Source organism: Streptomyces sp. ICN903 (assembly GCF_022015835.1).
GTDB lineage: Bacteria > Actinomycetota > Actinomycetes > Streptomycetales > Streptomycetaceae > Streptomyces > Streptomyces fenghuangensis.
Genome location: NZ_JAKMAY010000098.1, coordinates 1 through 18,187, shown reverse-complemented (window position 1 = coordinate 18,187; position 18,187 = coordinate 1). Strand labels below are relative to the sequence as shown.

Genomic DNA, 18,187 nt, shown 5'->3' with positions numbered 1-18,187 from the left:
CGTGCAGCGGGGTGAGTGCCGGGGGGAAGGGCCGCCAGGCCACGCCGAATCTCCTGCCGTCCGGAGCCCTGGGGCTCGAAGTCCTGCGGGTCGTGGGTGCGGGGATCCCGGTGGGCGTACCGGGGAGGGGTTCCTAGAAGGGGATGTTCCCGAGGAGGTTGGCGAGGGTGTCCCCGCCCGCCTGGATGCCGGGTGCGATCGCCGATCCCGCCAGGTAGAACCCGAAGAGCGCGCACACGATGGCGTGGGAGAGCTTGAGGTTGTCCTTGCGGAAGAACAGGAAGACGATCACTCCGAACAGCAGGACACCGGAGATCGACAGCACCATGGGTCAACTCCCTGTGTGGCGATGGGTTTGTCACCGTGTGTCCCTCAAGCTTCACAGAGCGTCCGGGGTGCCGAAAGCGGCGGAAGAGTGATATCAGCACATTTCCTCTGCTCCGCCCGGGGTACCCCGTCCGGACGGAGGGGGCGGCCGGTCCCCGGAGGCCGGGAGGTAGCTTCTCGGGGACCGACACGCGACAGGGAACGGGAACCATGCGCCACAAGCCCGCACTGCTCTACGTCACCGACCTCTCCTACGAGGCCCGGGGCCGCCGCTACGGCGACGAGGACGTCCGCCTCTCGGCCCGGCTGCGCCGGGACTTCCGGATCGCGCTCTGCCACCCGCGCGACGCGGCGGCGCTGATGGACGCCTTCGACGCGGTCGTGGTGCGCAACAGCGGCCCCGTGCTGCACCACCGGGAAGCCTGGGAGGACTTCCGCGCCCGGGCGCTGGAGCGGGGGAGCAGGGTCTTCAACGAGCTGTCGGGCAGGGCGGACATGGTCGGGAAGCGGTATCTGACCGAGCTGAGCGCGGCGGGTGAGCCGGTCATCCCCACCGTCGACCGCCGCGAGGACCTGGACCGGCTGCCGCCGGCGGCCGAGTACGTCGTCAAGCCCGAGCTCGGCGCCGACTCCATCGGCCTGGAGGTCGTCCCCGCGGAGCGGCTGGCCGACCTCGCCCTCGGGCTCGACGCGGGCCTGCTGGTCCAGCCGAGGATCGACTTCCGCCACGAGGTCTCGTTCTACTTCGTCGACCGCTCGTTCCAGTACGCCCTCTACGCCCCCGACCCCGCGCGGCGCTGGGAGCTGGAGCCGTACGCCCCCACGGCGGACGACCTCGTCTTCGCCCAGCGGTTCGTGGACTGGAACGCCATCGACCACGGCATCCAGCGGGTGGACGCCTGCCGTACGGCGGACGGGGAGCTGCTGCTCGTGGAGCTGGAGGACCTCAATCCCTACCTGTCGCTGGACCGGGTGGACGCCGGAACGGAGGAGGCGTTCGCCGCCGCGATGACCGCCTCGCTGCACGCCCTGCTGGCCTGAGTCGCTCCGGGCTCTGCCCCCGGGGGGCGTGCGCGGCGGCTGGGGTCGCCGCATGACGGACACGACGGACACCGCTGACATCCTGCGCGAGCGCATCGACGGCTCGACGGGCCGTTGACCGTATCGGCCCGCACGGCTTCACGGAAAAAGGGGGGAGAGAAAGTGGCGCGGGGTTGAATGACGAACCCCGTATTCGCTATATTCGCGAACTCGCGTCTTTTTCGAAGAAAAAGAAAGTTTCAGTCGAGTTGAGAATAGCGAATGGGGGAGTGTTTTGTCAAGGCAGGAAATCGAGGGGGAGCAGTGTTACGTCACCCGCCTGTACCGCAGGCTCGACGAGCTGCGTGAGCAGGAGGCCGGGCGGCTGAGGACGGCTCTGTCGCAGAGCGGGACCGGTCACCAGGCCCTACTGGAGAGGGATGTGGCCGCCGCCCGCCACCGGGAGGGAATCAGCCGCCTGGATTCCGCGGAGAACGGGCTGTGTTTCGGCAGGCTCGATCTGCTCGACGGCGGACGGCGCTATGTCGGGCGGCTCGGAATCGCGAATGACGACCCGGACGGGGACACGGACGGGGAACCGCTGCTCATCGACTGGCGGGCTCCCGCCGCGCGCCCTTTCTACACCGCCACCGGAATCTCCCGGCAGGGTGTGAGGCGCCGCCGCCACATCCGGACCAGCGGCCGGACGGTCACCGGCGTCCAGGACGAGTTGCTCGGACCGGACGGCGGCGACGGCGCGCTCGTGGGAGAGGCCGCCCTGCTGGCCGCGCTGAGCGCCGACCGCACCGGCCGGATGGGCGACATCGTCGAGACCGTCCAGGCCGAGCAGGACCGGGTCATCCGCTCCCCCCACGCCGGCGTGCTGGTCGTACAGGGCGGTCCCGGCACCGGGAAGACCGCCGTCGCCCTGCACCGCGCGGCGTACCTGCTGTACACCCACCGGGAGCGGCTGGCCCGCAGCGTGGTGCTGGTCGTCGGCCCCAACCCGGTCTTCCTGCGGTACGTGGCGGAGGTGCTTCCCTCCCTCGGCGAGACCAGCGTGCTGCTGTCCACGGTGGGTGAGCTGTACCCCGGCGTCACCGCCGACGGCGAGGAGCCGCCCGGGGCGGCCGAGGTCAAGGGCCGGGCGGTGATGGCTCAGGTCGTGGCCGCCGCCGTGCGCGACCGGCAGCACGTCCCCGACGGCGGGCTGGAGGCCGTCCACGGCCGTGAGACCGTACGGCTGGACCGCGCCGGCTGCCTGCGGGCGCTGGAGCGGGCCCGTGCCACCGGGCTGCCGCACAACCGGGCGCGGCCGGTGTTCGCCCGGCTCGTCCTCGACGCCCTCGCCCGGCGGGTCGCGGAGGAGCTGACGGAGTCGGTGCTCGGAGCCCTCGGTGAGGACGGCGAGCCGTTCGCCGAGCCCGCCCCCGTGGCCGGCGAGGACCTTCAGGCCGAGTTGCTGGGCGAGGAGGAGATCGAGGGCATCCGCCGGGAGCTGGCGGCGGATGCCGGGGTGCGCGCGGCGGTCGACGCGATGTGGCCGTCCCTGACGCCGCAGTGCCTGCTGGCGGACCTGTACGCCTCGCCCGAGCGGCTGGCGTCCGCCGCCCCCCGGCTCGCACCCGCCGAACGCGCGCTGCTGGAACGCGCCCCGGGAAGCCGGTGGACCCCGGCGGACGTACCCCTGCTGGACGAGGCCGCCGAACTGCTGGGGGAGGACGACCGGGCCGCCCGCGCCGCCGCCGAGGCCGGGCGCCGCGAGCGGATCGCCCTTGCCCAGGAGGCGCTGGACACCGCCCACGGCTCCCGCTCCACCGATCTGGAGGCCGGCGAGGAGGCCGAGACGCTCACCGCCCACGATCTGCTGGACGCCGGCCTGCTGGCCGAGCGCCACGAGGAGGGCGACCACCGCACCCCGGCCGAGCGCGCGGCGGCCGACCGGACCTGGGCCTTCGGCCATGTCGTCGTGGACGAGGCGCAGGAGCTGTCCGCGATGGACTGGCGGCTGCTGATGCGGCGCTGCCCCGGCCGGTCGATGACCCTGGTCGGCGACATCGACCAGGCGGGGACCCGGGGCGGGGCGGCGTCCTGGGACGAGGCGCTCGCCCCGCACGTGGGGGACCGGTGGCGGCTGGAGCGGCTGGAGGTCAACTACCGCACCCCCGCGGAGATCGCGGAGGTCGCCGCCGGCGTGCTGGCCGCGCTGGGAACGGCCGCCGAGCCGCCGCGGCCGGTGCGCTCCACCGGCGTACGGCCGTGGCGTCTGCGCGTACCGCGGGGTGAACTGCCCGACCGGGTCGCCGAGCTGGCGGCGAAGGAGGCGGTGGCCGTGGGGGAGGGGCGGCTGGCGGTGATCGTGCCCGGCGCCCGGCTGGCGGAGCTGGGCCGCGCGGTGGCGGCGGCCGTGCCCGGGGCGGAGACCGGGCGGGAGGTGAGGCTGGAGGGCACGGTGGCGGTGCTGGACGTCGCACGGGCCAAGGGCCTGGAGTTCGACTCCGTACTGCTCGTCGGGCCGGAGGAGATCGCGGCCGCCTCGCCGCGCGGCCTGAACGACCTCTACGTCGCCCTCACCCGCGCCACCCGGCGGCTGGGAGTGGTGCACACCGGCGGACTGCCCGGCGCTCTGGCCCGGCTGGTCCCGTACGGCGGGCACGGGGACTCCGGCGGGTACTGACGGGTGCTGAGGGGCCCCTGCCCGCCGGCCGGGTCAGGTGCGGAGCCCGGCCAGTTCGGCGGCGAGCCGGGTGCGCCAGGCCGGGACGTGGCCCAGCAGACGCAGGGTCACGTCCCGGCCGGCGCGGACGGGCAGGGAGCGGGCGGTGACCGCCCGGGTGAGGCGGTCGGTGAAGGCGATGACGCGTTCGGCCGCCGGGCGCCGCTCCCGTTCGTAGGCGTCCAGCCGGGCGTCCGGGTCCGCGCCGCGGAGGAGGATGTCGGCCAGCGCCCGCCCGAGGGCGCCGGCGTCCTGGATGCCGATGTTCATGCCCTGACCGCCGGCGGGGCTGTGGACGTGGGCGGCGTCGCCGGCCAGCACGATCCGCCCGGCGCGGTAGCGGTCGGCGATCCGGTGGTGTGCGTGGAAGCGCGAGCCCCACAGCAACTCGCCGACCCGCCCCTGCCCGTCCGCGCGCTCGTCCAGCACCCGCTGGACGAGCGCGGCGTCCGGTTCCCCGGGCGCCTCGGGCACGGCGGCCACCAGACGGAAGACGTCCCCGGGCAGAGGGGCCACCAGGGCCGGCCCGTCCGGGCCGAACAGCATGGACACCTCCTCGCGGCCGGGCCGCCAGTCCATCCGCACGTCCGCCAGCACGAAGGACTGGGCGTAGCGGCCGCCCCGGTAGCCGATGCCGGCCGCTTCCCGGACCGTGCTGCGCATCCCGTCGGCGCCGACGGCGTAGGCGGCCCGCACGGTCTGTGTCCCCCGCGGGCCGTCCACCGTGACGGTCACCCCGCCGGGCTCCTGCCCGAGGCCGGTCACGGTGTACGGGCGGCGTACCGGGGCGCGGTCGCCGGAGAGGGAGCGGACGCGGCCTCGCAGTACGGCCTCGGTCTCGTGCTGCGGGAGCATCAGCGCGTAGGGGTACGGGGTTGGCAGGCCGTCGAACGCGACGGTCGCCAGCCGGTGCCGTCCCCGGCTCACGCCGAACCGTGTCACCCGCAGACCGCGCTCGACCAGCGGGGCGGCGGCCCCCACCGGCTCCAGCGTCTCCAGGGTGCGGGCGTGGACGACTCCCGCGCGCGAGGTGCCCGCGCCCTGCGGCAGCCGGTCCAGCAGGAGGAAGGCCACGCCGGCGGAGGCCAGGTGGGCGGCCAGGGCCAGACCGGTGGGCCCGGCGCCGACGATGACGACGTCCGTCCGGCCGGGGAGCGCGGGGGTGGTGGCTTCGGCGGTTCCGCTCATGGGGCAGCACCTCTTCCGTTTGGTGCCAACGGTTGTTGGCCAACGTCTGGTGCCAGGATGGCGCGCCGGGCGGCATCGAGTCAACAGATGTTGGCCAACAACCGTTGGCATTCGGGGTGCGTCAGGGCGACTCCGCCGTCAGGTAGCGCTGCACCGTCGGCGCCAGCCAGGCGACGGCCTCCGCCCGCGGCATCCCGGCCGCGGGCGGGAAGCGCAGCACGTACCGGCTCACGGCCATGCCCAGGATCTGCGAGACCACCAGGGCCGCGCGGGCCCCCGCCCGCTCCGGATCGGGGCAGACGGCCGCCACCGCGGGGGCCACCTGCTCCTGGAAGACCGCGCGCATGCGCTCGGCGCCCGCGGGGTTGGTGACGCCGACGCGCAGCAGCGCGTTCAGCACGTCGTCCTCCTCCCAGCGTTCCAGGAAGTGCCCGACCAGCACGGCCCCGGCCTCCTCGCGGGGCACGGCGGCCAGGTCGGGAAGGCGCAGGTCGAACTCGCTGGCCGCAGCGAACAGCCCCTCCTTGTTGCCGTAGTAGCGCATCACCATCGAAGGATCGATGCCCGCGTCCCGGGCGATGGCGCGGATGGTGGCGCGCTCGTAACCGTCGGAGGCGAAGCGCTCGCGGGCCGCCTCCAGGATGGCGGCCCGGGTGGCGTCGGAGCGGCGGGGACGGCCGCCGGGGGCGGTGTCGGTCGGCTGCATGGCGGCGAGTCTAGGCCAACGCCCGTTGGCCCTGCCCCTGTCCGGAGGCAGGGGCCGGGGGACCGGGCGGGGAGGTCAGGAGCGGGACGAAGGCTCCCCGGGCGGCCGGGCGCCGCCCCGGCCGCGTACCTCCAGGTCGTCCAGGAGCTCCCGGGTCGCCTCGGCCACGGCCTCGACGGCGCGCTCGAAGGCGGCGCGGTTGTGGGCGGCGGGCGCCCTGAAGCCCGAGACCTTGCGGACGTACTGCAGGGCGGCGGCGCGGATGTCCTCGTCGCTCGCCTCGGGCGCCATGGGCGGTCGGAGTGTCCTGATGCTGCGGCACATGCCCCCAGTGTGGCGCGTGTCCGGCGCGGCCGGGGGTACCGGGGAGACACCGGACCCCGACCGACGGATGGAGTGGACGTGCAGGCACTGACCGTGGCTCCCGACCGGAGGAACTCCCTGCGGCTCGACACCCTCCCCGACCCCGAGCCGGGGGAGGGGGAACTGCTGGTGGACGGCCTGGCCGTCGGCGTGTGCGGCACCGATCTGGAGATCGTCTCGGGAGGCCACGGAGCCCCGCCGCCGGACCGGGAGCGGCTGGTCATCGGCCACGAGTCCCTGGGCCGGGTGCGCCAGGCGCCGCCGGACAGCGGCTGGGTGCCCGGCGACCTGGTGGTCGGCGTCGTCCGCCGGCCCGACCCCGTGCCGTGCGGGGCGTGCGCCCACGGCTACTTCGACATGTGCCGCAACGGGATGTTCACCGAGCGCGGCATCAAGGGGCTCGACGGATACGCCTCCACCTCCTGGACGGTCGAGACCGACTACGCGGTGCGCCTGGACCCCGGGCTGGAGCACGTCGGGGTACTCATGGAGCCCGCCACCGTGGTGGCCAAGGCGTGGGACCAGGTGGAGCGCGTCGGCGGGAGGTCCTGGTTCGCCCCGCACTCGGTGCTCGTCACGGGGGCCGGGCCGATCGGGCTGCTCGCCGCGCTGCTCGGGCGGCGGCGCGGTCTGGAGGTCCACGTCCTGGACCGGGTGGAGAGCGGCCCCAAGCCGGAACTGGTCCGCGGGCTGGGCGCCGAGTACCACTGCGAGGACGCCGAGCGGGTCATGGAGCGGGTGCGGCCGGACGTGGTGATCGAGGCGACCGGCGCCGCGCCGGTGGTGTTCGGGGTGATGTCGGCCATGGACCCCTACGGGGTGCTCTGCCTGACCGGTCTGTCGCCCGCCGGCCGCACCCTGGAGGTGGACGCCGGATACCTCAACCGCGAGCTGGTGCTGGACAACTCCGCGGTGGTCGGCTCGGTCAACGCCAACCGGCAGCACTACGCCGCCGCGGCCGAGGCCCTCGCCGGGGCGGACCGGGGCTGGCTGGACGCGCTGATCACCCGCCGGGTGCCGCTGGAGTCCTTCGCCCAGGCCTTCGAACGGCGGCCGGACGACGTCAAGACGGTCATCGAGCTCGCCCGGCACTGAGCGCCGCCGGGCTTGTGAGCACCGGGCTCGGGAGCGAGGGGAGCGGGGGGCTCAGGAGCTCCCGTCGCCGGAGCGGAGGCGGGAGGGGCCCCGGCCCCCGGCCAGGTTCTGCGCGGTGTCGATCAGCGGGATGTGGGAGAGGGCCTGGGGGAAGTTGCCGACCAGCCGCCGGTGCCCGGTGTCGTACTCCTCCGAGAGCAGGCCCAGGTCGTTGCGCAGGTCGAGCAGCCGCTCGAACAGCTCCCGGCCCTCCCGCACGCGGCCCTGGAGGATGTAGTTGTCGGCCAGCCAGAAGGAGCAGGGCAGGAAGGCCGCCTCGCCCGCGGGCAGGCCGTCCACGGAGTCGGTGCGGCCGCCCATGGTGTAGCGCTGCACCAGGCCGTCCCTGAGCAGCTCCCGTTCGATCGCGGCGACGGTTCCCCTCATCCGCGGGTCGTTCGCGGGCAGGAATCCCACGGACGGGATGAGCAGCAGCGAGGCGTCCAGCTCCGCGGAGCCGTAGAACTGGGTGAAGGTCGCGCGGTCGGGGTCGTAGCCGTACGCGCAGACCTCGCGGAAGATCTCCCGCCGCAGGCTCCTCCACCGGTCGGCGGGTCCCTCCAGACCGAAGTGCTCCACGGCCTTGACCGCCCGGTCCGCGGCCACCCAGGCCATCACCTTGGAGTGGGTGAAGTCCCGGCGCGGGCCGCGCACCTCCCAGATGCCGTTGTCGGGATCGCGCCAGTGGGACTCCAGGAAGTCCATCAGCACGCGCTGGACCCGCCAGGCGTCCTGGTCCGGCGGCACGCCGTGGGCCCTGGCCTGGTGCAGGGCGTCCATGAGCTCCCCGTGGACGTCCAGCTGGAGCTGGCCGGAGGCGGCGTTGCCGATGCGCACGGGGCGGGAGTGCTCGTAACCGGGCAGCCAGTCCAGTTCCGTCTCGCTCAGCAGCCGTTCGCCCTCGACGCCGTACATGATCTGCATCCGCCGCGGGTCGCCTGCCAGCGCGCGCAGCAGCCAGTCGCGCCAGGCCACCGCCTCCCGCTCGTATCCGGAGTCCAGCAGTGCCATGAGGGTGAAGGTGGCGTCGCGCAGCCAGCAGTAGCGGTAGTCCCAGTTGCGCACACCGCCCAGTTGCTCGGGCAGGGAGGTGGTGGGGGCGGCCACGATGCCGCCGCTGGGCGAGTAGCTCAGGGCCTTGAGCGTGATCAGGGAGCGCACCACCGCCTCGCGGTAATCGCCGGAGTAGGTGCAGTGGCCGGCCCACTCCCGCCACCACCGTTCGGTGGCGGCCACCGTCCGGACCAGCTCCGCGGTGTCCGGCCGGTCCGGCTCCCCGTGGCGCAAGCCCCTCCATGCCAGTCTGAAGCCCACCTTCCGGCCCGCGTCGACGGAGAAGTCCGCGACGCAGCGGCCGTCACCGTCCACGGTGAAGTCCGTGCCGGAGTCGAGGACGACCACGTCCGGCCCCGCGTAGGCGCGCAGCCTGCGTCCCTCGGGCCGCAACCAGGCCGGGGTGACGCCGTAGTCGAAGCACAGACGCACCAGCGAGCGCATCCGCACCCGCCCCTCCAGGCCCTCGACCACGCGCACCACCGAGGGGTGGTCGCCGTCGACGGGCATGCAGTCGGTCACCCGGGCCCGGCCCTCGGGGCCGGCGTACTCGGTCTCCAGTACCGCGCTGTCGTCCCGGTAGCGGCGGGCCAGTGGCCGGGCCCGGTCACGGGGGGCCAGCAGCCAGCGGCCGTGCTCGGGGCGGCCCAGCAGGGCGGCGAAGCACGCGTCGGAGTCGAACCGGGGCAGGCACAGCCAGTCCACCGAGCCGTCGTAGCCCACCAGTGCGGCGGTACGGGTGTCGCCCAGCAGAGCGTAGTCCTCAAGCCGGAGCGGCACGCGGCGTCTCCCTTCGGCCCGCTCGGGTCGCCGGCGGCACGGGTACCCGGTGATTGCGCCGCTACACGGGTGGGCGGGGAGGAGCGCCCCGGCTTCGGCGGAGGGGAGGGAAGCGGAGGGAAGGGAAACTGTTCATTTTTATCAGCGTTTGTCCCTTTTGCCGGTTTCCAGGTCCTTTCGGGTGGTTATTCGCAGTCTTGGAGCCAGAGGAAGCCGGCAACGAGGAGAGGCTCATGATCACCAAGGAGCAGATACCCGAGGTACTGGACCACCAGGTCTACGACGCCGAGGGCAAGAAGATCGGAGAGGCGGGGCACGTCTTCCTCGACGACGTCACGGGTCAGCCTGAGTGGGCGAGCGTCCGCACCGGGCTCTTCGGCAGCCATGAGACCTTCGTTCCGATCCACGACGCGGCCATGGTGGAGGACCACCTGGAGGTGCCGTACTCCAAGGACCAGGTCAAGGGCGCCCCCCACGTCGACGTGGACCAGGGCGGTCACCTGTCCGAGCAGGAGGAGCGCCGGCTGTACGACTACTACGGCGTCGACTGGGGCGGCTACGGGCAGGAGACCGGCCGTACCGGCACCGGCACCGCGGGCACGGCAGGAACCGCGGGCACGGCCGCCGCGGCGGGTACGGCCGGGGGCCGCACGGGTACGGGCGGAACCCGCGGCCGCGACCGCGACGAGGCCATGACGCGCTCCGAGGAGGAGATGCGCGTCGGCGTCGAACGCCAGGAGACCGGCAAGGCCCGGCTGCGCAAGTACGTCGTCACCGAGGACGTCCAGAAGACGGTGCCCGTGCGGCACGAGGAAGTCCGCGTGGAGCGCGAGCCCATCACCGAGGAGAACAGGGGCGAGGCCATGAGCGGCCCGGAGATCTCCGAGGCCGAGCACGAGGTGACCCTGCACGAGGAGCGTCCGGTGGTCGAGACCGAGACGCGCCCGGTGGAACGGGTGCGTCTGACCACCGACGAGCGCACCGAGGAGGAGACCGTCCAGGGACAGGTGCGCAAGGAGCGCATCGAGGAGGAGGAGACGGCCGAGGACAAGCGGCGCCGCCGCTGAACCGCCGGTTCCATCCCCCCGGGGCCCGTTCGGAGACGTCCTTTCCGTACGGGCCCCGGCCGTGCCGGAGGTCGCCGGGGTGCCGCCGAAGCGCCGGCGGAGCACAGCCGGAGGTTCGGGCAAAAGGGAATGTTGTGTGAATGGCGGGTCGAAGGAAGGGTACTTCGCCCTTCGTGAGCCACTAGTCACATATGACGCAAAAGGCAAATTCCGCAGGACCAACTGGAGGCACCGGTGAGTGAATCTCCGATCACGGGCAACGGCCCCGCACAGCAGACAGGCCAGACCGCGAAGCAGGAGACCCGCGCCACGGCCGACCGGGCGAAGGAGGCCGCGGGCACCGTGGCCGGCAGCGCCAGGGAACAGGCGCGCAATGTGACGGGCGAGGCCCGCGACCAGGTCGTCGGCATGGCGGACCACCTCAGGGAGCGTGCCACGCGGGAGGCGGACACGCAGACCAGGAGGACGGCCGACACCATACGCCAGTGGGCCGACGACCTGTCGGGCATGGCGGAGAACACCCGGTCCGACTCCCCGGTGCGGAACCTCGTGGCCCAGGCCGCCGACGGCGGCCGCCGCGCGGCGGACACGCTGGAGGAGCGGGGCGTCGGCGGCCTGATCGAGGGTGTGGAGTCCTTCGCACGCCGCCGCCCGGGCGCCTTCCTGGCGGGCGCGGCGCTGGCCGGCTTCGCCATCGGGCGCGTGGCCAAGGCGGGCACCAAGTCGGCCGGGCATGGGCAGGACGGTTCCGGTACGGCGCAGGCGCAGGGCTACGAGGCCTACCCGCCGACCCCGGGCGCCGCGGTTCCCACCGGCCCGGGCGGAGAGGTCCGGCAGATGCCCGGCTACGGGGAGCCCTCCTACGGCGCCCCGGGTACCGCCGGCACCGGCGGCTACGGGGCAACCGGCACCTACGGGACCCCCGACGTCCCCCGCCGTCCGGAGGTGGGCTGACATGGCGTACACGGCTCACCGGCCGGACACCGACCTGGAGGCCCGGGGCAGGACGACACAGGAGGACGCCTCGATCGGCGAGCTGCTCTCCGCGGTCACCTCGGACGCGCAGAAGCTGTTCCGGCAGGAAGTGGAACTGGCCAAGGCCGAGATCCGCGAGGAGGCCACCAAGGCGGGCAAGGCCGCCGGCATGTACGGCGGAGCCGGGTTCGCCGGCTACATGACCGTCCTGTTCGCCTCGCTGGCGCTCACCTTCGGCCTGGCCAACGTCATGGACTGGGGCTGGGCGGCGCTCATCGTCACCGTCCTGTGGGGCGTGGCCGCGGCCGTGATGTACGTGATGGGCCGCTCGAAGATGAAGCAGGTCCACCCCAAGCCGGAGCGCACCGTCCAGACCCTCAAGGAGGACGCCGAATGGGCACGTCACCCGACGAGCTGAGGGCTCAGATCGACACCACCCGGCAGGAGCTGTCGGAGGACGTCGGCAGGCTTGCCGACCACGCCAACCCCCGCCACGCCGTCCGCCGCCGCAAGGAGCGGGCGCGGGGCAGGATGACCGTAGTACGGGAGCGAGTGATGGGAACCACCTCGGACACGACGCAGTCGGTCCGTGAGAGCGCCGGGCACACCGCGGACAGGGCGCGCGAGGGAGCCGGACAGGCGGGCGAGGCCGTCAAGGCGGCCCCCCACCACGCCGCGCGGAAGACCCAGGGCAACCCGCTGGCAGCCGGTGTGATCGCCTTCGGCGCCGGGATGCTGACGGCCTCGATGCTGCGCAGCTCGCAGAAGGAGGAGCAGGCGGTGGGCCGGCTGTCGGAGAAGGCGGGCGGACTGGCCGAGCCGGTGAAGGAAGCGGCGATGGAGTCCGTGGAGCACCTCAAGGAGGACGCCAGGCAGTCCGGCCAGCAGGCCGCTCAGCAGGTCAAGGAGACGGCCTCGGACGCCGCCCGCACCACCGCCGAAGAGGCCCGCGGGCAGGCCGGCGAGGTCAAGGGACAGGCCCGCCAGTCCGGGCAGAGCGTGGCCGGTGAGACCCGCCGCCAGAGCCCCGGCTCGGCGCACTGAGAAAGGCTCCGCGGCGGTCGCCCCCGCCCGCGCGGGCGGGGGCGACCGGGAACGGACGAGGTGCCACCACATGACGAAGCACGAGAGCCGGCAGCGGCAGCGGGACGGTTCCGCCGGGCAGACTCCCGAGGAGCCCACCGACCTGCCGAAGAGGTCCTGGAAGGGCGTGCTCAAGCGCACGGTCGCCGAGTTCAAGGACGACAACGTCACCGACTGGGCCGCCGCCCTCACCTACTACGGAGTCCTGTCGATCTTCCCCGCGCTGCTCGCGCTGGTGTCGATCCTGGGCGTGATCGGCAGTTCCGCGATCCAGCCCCTGATCGACAATCTCGGCAACATCGCCCCGGGGGCCGCGCGCGACATCCTCGAGAGCATGCTGACACAGCTCCAGAACAACCAGGGGGCCGCCGGATTCGCGCTGGTCATCGGTCTGGCGCTGGCGGTGTGGTCGGCGTCCGGATACGTCGCCGCCTTCATGCGGGCGTCCAACGCCATCTACGACATCGAGGAGGGGCGCCCGATCTGGATGACGCTGCCGGTACGGGTGGGCATCACCCTGGTCCTGCTGGTCATCCTGGCGCTGAGTTCGGTCGCGGTGGTCTTCACCGGCGACATCGCACAGCGCGCCGGTGACGTCATCGGCCTGGGCGAAACCTTCCTGACGGTGTGGAGCATCGCCAAGTGGCCGGTGCTGGTCCTGCTCGTCGCCTTCATGATCGCGCTGCTGTACTGGGCCGCGCCCAACGTCAAGCGCCGCTTCCGGTGGGTCAGCCCCGGCAGCCTGCTCGCCGTGCTGCTGTGGATCCTGGCGTCGGTCGCCTTCGCCTTCTACGTCGCCAACTTCGGCAACTACAACAAGACCTACGGCAGCCTGGCAGGCGTGATCATCTTCCTGATCTGGCTGTGGATCACCAACATCGTGATCCTGCTGGGCCAGGAGCTCAACGCCGAGATCGAGCGCGGCCGGGCCATCGAGGCGGGGCACCCGGCCGAGGAGGAGCCCTACGTCGAGCCGCGCGACACCCGCAAGTTCTCGGACGACAACCCCAGTGGCCGGGACTGACCCCGGCCCCGCGCGCGCCGGCCCCCGGACGAAGCGTCCGGGGGCCGGCGCGCGCGGGGCCGGACGCGGGCATCGGACGGACCCCGGCGGGTACGGGGGCATCAGCGGGGTACCGCGCCGCCGGGCGCGGCGGGAGCACGAGCACCGGGCGGACCGGGCCCGGAGGGAGAGGGAGACGATGCCGCAGAGCGGGACCGCGGGCGAACACATCGCCGTTGCCGTGGAGCAGGTGACCCGGGAGGCGTCCGAGCTGTTCCGCGACCGCTTCCAGGGGGTCGGCGACGGGCTGCGCAGCGCCGCCCGGCAGGCGGGTGCGGGCGGCGCGCTGCTGGGCGGCGCCGGGGTGTGCGCGCTGCTGGCGGTGGGCTCCGCCCACCGGGCGGCACTGCGCGCCCTGGAGTCCGCCCTGCACCCGGCGCAGGCGGCGGCCGTGCTCACACTGGCCTACGCCGCGGGGGCCGGAGCGATGGCGAGAGCGGGCCGCGACCGGCTCAGGGCCGCCGGGCGCGCCTCGGGGGCGCGCCCGGCGGCGACCGGCCCGTGACCGTGTGTCCCGTCCCGGGGGAATCAGCCGGGAATGCGGGGGTACGCAGCAGACAACCCCGCTCATGGGAGTGGAACCGAGCAGAGGAGGCTCGCTGTGAAGGGTGAACACGAGAAGGAAGAGTCCTCCGCGCCGCGGCCGACGCACCTGCGCACCGGCAGCGAGCAGCCGGTGGACCCGGAGGACCTGGTCAGGCTGTCCGGCCGCGAGCCCACGCCGGAGCGGATCGAGAAGGCGCGCAGGGAGCTGGAGGAGCACGGAGCCGCCGCCGTCGAGAGGTACCTCCCCTAGGCCCTCTCCGACAAATCCCGCCTGCTCCGCGGTGTCCGGCACGCGCTCCCCCGGCCTCCGGCCGGGGGAGCGCGTGCCGGACACCGCGGAGCCCACCCTTCGGGCGGACAACGCTATTTGTCGGACAGGGCCCAGGCCGTGTTTCCCGCCGCCGCTCCACGGCACCGCCCGCCGCGTGCGGGCGGTGCCGTTCTCCGTTCACCGGCCCCGTGTGCTCAACGGGAATTCCGGTCCTCCGTTCCCCGGAGCGGGAACCGGACGGCCGCCGCGAACGCTGTAAGTTCCAGCCACAGGTGCCGTCCGGCACCACGATGCCCGGGCGGCGTGTGCGCCCGCGGTCTCGCCCCGGCGCATGCCCACCTCCCAGGAGCACGTCCCCAGTGACCACCCTCGCGCTCGGCCCGGCCTGGCTGGACCCGGACCACCTCATCCAGACCTTCGGCCTGATCGGCATCCTCTGCATCGTCTTCGCCGAGTCCGGGCTGCTCATCGGCTTCTTCCTGCCCGGTGACTCGCTGCTGTTCACCACCGGCCTGCTCGTCGCCACCGGCCAGTACCTGCACTACCCGCTGTGGCTGGTGTGCACCCTGATCGTCATCGCCGCGGTCGCCGGCGACCAGGTGGGCTACCTGTTCGGCCGCAAGGTGGGACCGGCCCTGTTCAGGCGGCCGGACTCCCGGCTCTTCAAGCAGGGGAACGTGGAGAAGGCCCACGAGTTCTTCGAGAAGCACGGGCCCAAGTCCCTGGTACTGGCCCGCTTCGTGCCGATCGCGCGGACCTTCACCCCGGTCATCGCCGGCGTCAGCCGGATGGACTACCGCACCTTCGTGCTCTTCAACGTCCTCGGCGGGGTGCTGTGGGGCGCGGGCGTGACGCTGCTGGGCGCGGCGCTCGGGCAGATCCGGTTCGTCCGCGACAACATCGACCTGATACTGGTCGGGATCGTGCTGCTCTCGGTGCTCCCGGTCGCCGTCGAGTACCTGCGTGCCCGGCACCGGCCGGAGGGCGTGGTGCCCGCCGCCGGCCTTCCCGACGACACCACCCTCGCCCTGCGCGGTGTGGCCGGGGCGCAGGCGGCCGGCGCGCCCCCGGAGCGCAGGCGGGGCCGGGGCCGCCACGCCAGGCGCTGAACCGCCGCCCGCCCCGCCCGCGCTCCCGGCCGTCACGGTCCGGCCGTCACGGTTTGACGCCGACCCCGCCGTACTCGTCCACGGCGGGGGGAAGGCCGCCGGAGAGCGGCGCATTGGTCGGCGGGGCCTGCGGACGCCACTGCGAGACCGGCACCACACCCGGCTCCAGCACCTCCAGGCCCCTGAAGTACCCGGCGATCTGCTCGGGGGTGCGCAGCAGATAGGGGATCCCGGCCATGTCGTTGTAGAACCGCTGCGCGCGGTTGAACGCCTCGTTTCCGTCGGTGCCGTCGTTGCTCACCAGGCAGCTGCCCGAAGGCAGGGCGGCCATCAGCCGCTTCACGGTCGCCCTGGCCTCGTCGTAGTCCCCGATGTGGCCCAGGATGTTCATCAGCATCAGGCCGACCGGCCGGTCGAGGTCCAGGGTCCGGGCGGCCTCGGCCAGGATGGTGTCCGGGCTGCGCAGATCGGCGTCGATGTAGGCGGTGGCGCCCTCGGGGGTGGAGGTCAGCAGGGCCCGGGCGTGGGCCAGGACCAGGGGGTCGTTGTCGACGTAGACGATGCGCGACTCGGGGGCGACCCGCTGGGCGACCTCATGGGTGTTGTCGGCGGTCGGCAGCCCGGTGCCGATGTCCAGGAACTGCCGGATCCCCAGTTCGCCGGCCAGATGCGTCACGGCGCGGGAGAGGAAGCCCCGCGAGGCGCGGGCGATCTCCACGATTCCGGGGAAGATCTCGCAGTACTGGTCGCCCGCCTCGCGGTCGGCGGTGTAGTTGTCCTTGCCGCCCAGCCAGTAGTTCCAGATCCGCGCCGAGTGCGGGATGCTGCGGTCGATCGCGGGCGGCGCGTCCCGGTCGGTGCGGGGTCGGCCGTCGTTCATGGGGCCCTCCTGATCCTGTGCCCTGTGGTGACGGCGGCCGGCCCGGCCGCCGTCACCACAACCTAGGACCTGTCGCCCTCCGCGCGCCGGTGGTCGCGCGGTCGGGCGAGAGGCCGAGCGGCTCCGGGGCCCGCCGGCCACTGCGGACATGCCATTCACACCTGCGTGCTGTGAGAAGTAAATCCGCTATGGTGGCATTTACCCCGGGCGATTAACAGACATCGTGTGTACGTAGGCAAAACCTCACCCGGATGGGCGTGTGAGTCGTTCGGGTCCGGGTACGCGCCGTGCTGCACATGACAGATCAAAAGAGGAGGGCACGATGCGTACTCTGAGCCCGGAGGTTCAGCTGACGAGCGGTGACGTCTTGCCGGACCAGGAGCAGGAGACCGCCTCCACTGATCTGCCCGAACTGCCGAGAATCGAGGACGCGGGCAAGGTCGCGCCCCGCGACGCCCGGCAGCTTTCGAAGCTGTTCTTCGAGCGCCTGCGTGTGCTGGAGGAGGGGACGCACGAGTACCAGTACGCGCGCAACACCCTCATCGAGCTCAACCTGACGCTCGTCAACTACGTCGCCTCCCGGTTCCGCCACCGCGCGGAGCCCATGGACGACATCGTCCAGGTCGGCACCATCGGCCTGATCAAGGCCATCGACCGTTTCGACCTGAGCCGCGAGGTGGAGTTCACCTCCTTCGCCGTCCCGTACATCGTGGGGGAGATCAAGCGCTTCTTCCGGGACACCAGCTGGGCCGTACGCGTTCCGCGACGGCTGCAGGAGCTGCGCATCGAGCTGGCCCGCGCGAACGAGGAGCTCGGCCGCCGGCTGGGCCGCTCCGCCACCACCGAGGAGCTGGCGGAGTTCATGAACGTCACCGTCGAGGAGGTCATCGAGGGGCAGGTGGCCAGCAACGGCTACGTCGCCGGCTCCCTGGACCTCCCCGTGGGCGACGAGGGCAAGGACACCCCGCTGGCCGACCAGCTCGGGGACGTCGACCCGGCCCTGGAGAAGGTGGAGAACCTCCACGCGCTCAAGCCGCTGATGGAGCAGCTCGACGAGCGTGACCGGCGCATCCTGCAGATGCGCTTCGGCGGCGACATGACGCAGTCGGAGATCGGCGCCGAACTGGGGATCTCGCAGATGCACGTCTCCCGGTTGCTGAGCAGGGCGCTGGCACGCCTGCGCGAGGGCATGCTGACCCAGAAGTGAGCCGGACGGCCGGCGCCCGCCGCGGGCGGGGCGCACGGCGACGCGGGGTCCGTGGCCGGGAGGCCGGACCCCGCGTCGGCATGTCCGGAACACACCTCCGGGCGCGTTCCGGGCCCCGCGGGGCGGGGCGCCTGCGGCATCGGGTCACCGGGTGTTAACCATCCCGGACTCCGGGCACACGGTCGGTGTGCCCGCCCTTCGGCGGGCGCCTGTGACAGACGGCGGAAAGGAAGACACCTGCCATGGGACACGGCGGAGACATCATCCAGGAGCTGAGCACGGACCACCGGGAGGTCGAGGAGCTCTTCGGCAGGATCGAGGCCATGCCCGTGGGAGACGCGCGGCGCAAGGAGTTCGCGGACCAGGCCGTCATGGAGCTGGTGCGGCACTCCGTCGCCGAGGAGCAGTACCTGTACCCGGCGGTGCGGGAGATGCTCCCCGACGGCGACGAGATCGCCGACAAGGAGATCGAGGAGCACGCCGCGGCGGAGCGCACCATGAAGGCGATGGAGGGGCACGGCGCCGACGACCCCGAGTTCGACCGGCTCGTCGCCGAGCTGATGACCGAGATCCGCTCCCACATCGCCGACGAGGAGCGCAACCTCTTCCCGCGGCTGCGCCAGGCGGCGACCCAGGAGCAGCTGGACAAGCTGGGCGACAAGGCGCGCACCGCGAAGAAGACCGCCCCGACCCGCCCCC

At 73.0% G+C, this 18,187-nt stretch carries 19 protein-coding genes; 13 read left to right on the top strand and 6 right to left on the bottom strand.

Going from position 1 to position 18,187, the window contains the following annotated elements; genetic code table 11:
- Window positions 1–133: 133 nt before the first annotated feature.
- Entirely contained in the window at window positions 134–328 is a 195-nt protein-coding gene (locus L7D48_RS12790; RefSeq protein WP_093849355.1) for a hypothetical protein, read from the bottom strand.
- A 209-nt stretch (window positions 329–537) separates the two neighbouring features.
- On the opposite strand from L7D48_RS12790, the gene L7D48_RS12785 reads away from it, so the two are divergent.
- Window positions 538–1,368: a hypothetical protein gene (locus L7D48_RS12785; RefSeq protein WP_237879540.1), complete on the top strand. Its 831-nt coding sequence runs from the start codon at window positions 538–540 to the stop codon at window positions 1,366–1,368.
- 274 nt (window positions 1,369–1,642) lie between these two features.
- Window positions 1,643–4,024 (top strand): ATP-binding domain-containing protein, encoded by a 2,382-nt coding sequence (locus L7D48_RS12780; RefSeq protein ID WP_237879539.1) that lies wholly within the window; start codon window positions 1,643–1,645, stop codon window positions 4,022–4,024.
- A 33-nt stretch (window positions 4,025–4,057) separates the two neighbouring features.
- Here L7D48_RS12780 and L7D48_RS12775 read toward each other — a convergent pair whose 3' ends face one another.
- From L7D48_RS12775 to L7D48_RS12765, 3 genes are all read right to left on the bottom strand, one after another.
- Entirely contained in the window at window positions 4,058–5,251 is a 1,194-nt protein-coding gene (locus tag L7D48_RS12775) for an FAD-dependent oxidoreductase (RefSeq protein WP_237879538.1), read from the bottom strand.
- 121 nt (window positions 5,252–5,372) lie between these two features.
- Window positions 5,373–5,957 carry a TetR family transcriptional regulator gene (locus L7D48_RS12770; protein ID WP_237879537.1) on the bottom strand — a complete coding sequence of 195 codons (585 nt, stop codon included), beginning with the start codon at window positions 5,955–5,957 and terminating at the stop codon, window positions 5,373–5,375.
- A 75-nt stretch (window positions 5,958–6,032) separates the two neighbouring features.
- On the bottom strand, window positions 6,033–6,281 hold the full coding sequence (locus tag L7D48_RS12765) for a DUF2277 domain-containing protein (RefSeq protein WP_237879536.1): 249 nt from the start codon (window positions 6,279–6,281) through the stop codon (window positions 6,033–6,035).
- 78 nt (window positions 6,282–6,359) lie between these two features.
- Between L7D48_RS12765 and L7D48_RS12760 the strand changes: the two genes are divergently transcribed.
- A complete protein-coding gene (locus tag L7D48_RS12760) occupies window positions 6,360–7,415 on the top strand; it encodes a glucose 1-dehydrogenase (RefSeq protein WP_237879535.1) in 1,056 nt (351 codons plus the stop codon).
- Window positions 7,416–7,466: 51 nt separating this feature from the next.
- Here the strand turns inward: L7D48_RS12760 and L7D48_RS12755 are convergent, their stop codons facing one another.
- The gene (locus L7D48_RS12755; protein ID WP_237879534.1) at window positions 7,467–9,287 is read right to left on the bottom strand and encodes a glycoside hydrolase family 15 protein; all 1,821 of its coding nucleotides are present in this window, start codon (window positions 9,285–9,287) and stop codon (window positions 7,467–7,469) included.
- 233 nt (window positions 9,288–9,520) lie between these two features.
- On the opposite strand from L7D48_RS12755, the gene L7D48_RS12750 reads away from it, so the two are divergent.
- The 8 genes from L7D48_RS12750 to L7D48_RS12715 all read left to right on the top strand — a co-directional run bounded on the left by L7D48_RS12750 (window position 9,521) and on the right by L7D48_RS12715 (window position 15,401).
- Window positions 9,521–10,354 (top strand): DUF2382 domain-containing protein, encoded by an 834-nt coding sequence (locus tag L7D48_RS12750; protein WP_237879533.1) that lies wholly within the window; start codon window positions 9,521–9,523, stop codon window positions 10,352–10,354.
- A gap of 234 nt (window positions 10,355–10,588) precedes the next feature.
- The gene (locus tag L7D48_RS12745; protein ID WP_237879532.1) at window positions 10,589–11,308 is read left to right on the top strand and encodes a hypothetical protein; all 720 of its coding nucleotides are present in this window, start codon (window positions 10,589–10,591) and stop codon (window positions 11,306–11,308) included.
- 1 nt (window position 11,309) lies between these two features.
- On the top strand, window positions 11,310–11,747 hold the full coding sequence (locus L7D48_RS12740) for a phage holin family protein (RefSeq protein WP_237879531.1): 438 nt from the start codon (window positions 11,310–11,312) through the stop codon (window positions 11,745–11,747).
- Entirely contained in the window at window positions 11,723–12,373 is a 651-nt protein-coding gene (locus L7D48_RS12735; RefSeq protein ID WP_237879530.1) for a DUF3618 domain-containing protein, read from the top strand. The genes L7D48_RS12740 and L7D48_RS12735 overlap by 25 nt, the downstream gene beginning before the upstream one ends.
- 70 nt (window positions 12,374–12,443) lie before the next feature.
- Window positions 12,444–13,436: a YihY/virulence factor BrkB family protein gene (locus L7D48_RS12730; RefSeq protein ID WP_237879529.1), complete on the top strand. Its 993-nt coding sequence runs from the start codon at window positions 12,444–12,446 to the stop codon at window positions 13,434–13,436.
- A gap of 178 nt (window positions 13,437–13,614) precedes the next feature.
- Complete coding sequence (locus tag L7D48_RS12725) at window positions 13,615–13,980, top strand: phage holin family protein (RefSeq protein WP_237879528.1); 366 nt, start codon at window positions 13,615–13,617, stop codon at window positions 13,978–13,980.
- Window positions 13,981–14,076: 96 nt separating this feature from the next.
- Window positions 14,077–14,271 carry a hypothetical protein gene (locus tag L7D48_RS12720; protein ID WP_237879541.1) on the top strand — a complete coding sequence of 65 codons (195 nt, stop codon included), beginning with the start codon at window positions 14,077–14,079 and terminating at the stop codon, window positions 14,269–14,271.
- Between the two features lie 380 nt (window positions 14,272–14,651).
- Complete coding sequence (locus L7D48_RS12715) at window positions 14,652–15,401, top strand: DedA family protein (protein WP_237879527.1); 750 nt, start codon at window positions 14,652–14,654, stop codon at window positions 15,399–15,401.
- Window positions 15,402–15,447: 46 nt separating this feature from the next.
- Here the strand turns inward: L7D48_RS12715 and L7D48_RS12710 are convergent, their stop codons facing one another.
- Window positions 15,448–16,281, bottom strand: coding sequence for an SAM-dependent methyltransferase (locus tag L7D48_RS12710; protein ID WP_237879526.1), 834 nt, complete (start codon window positions 16,279–16,281; stop codon window positions 15,448–15,450).
- A gap of 322 nt (window positions 16,282–16,603) precedes the next feature.
- Between L7D48_RS12710 and L7D48_RS12705 the strand changes: the two genes are divergently transcribed.
- Together L7D48_RS12705 and L7D48_RS12700 are read left to right on the top strand one after the other, a co-directional pair.
- Window positions 16,604–17,488, top strand: coding sequence for an RNA polymerase sigma factor SigF (locus tag L7D48_RS12705; RefSeq protein ID WP_206347597.1), 885 nt, complete (start codon window positions 16,604–16,606; stop codon window positions 17,486–17,488).
- Between the two features lie 242 nt (window positions 17,489–17,730).
- On the top strand, window positions 17,731–18,187 hold a 457-nt coding region (locus L7D48_RS12700), incomplete at its 3' end, for a hemerythrin domain-containing protein (protein WP_237879523.1).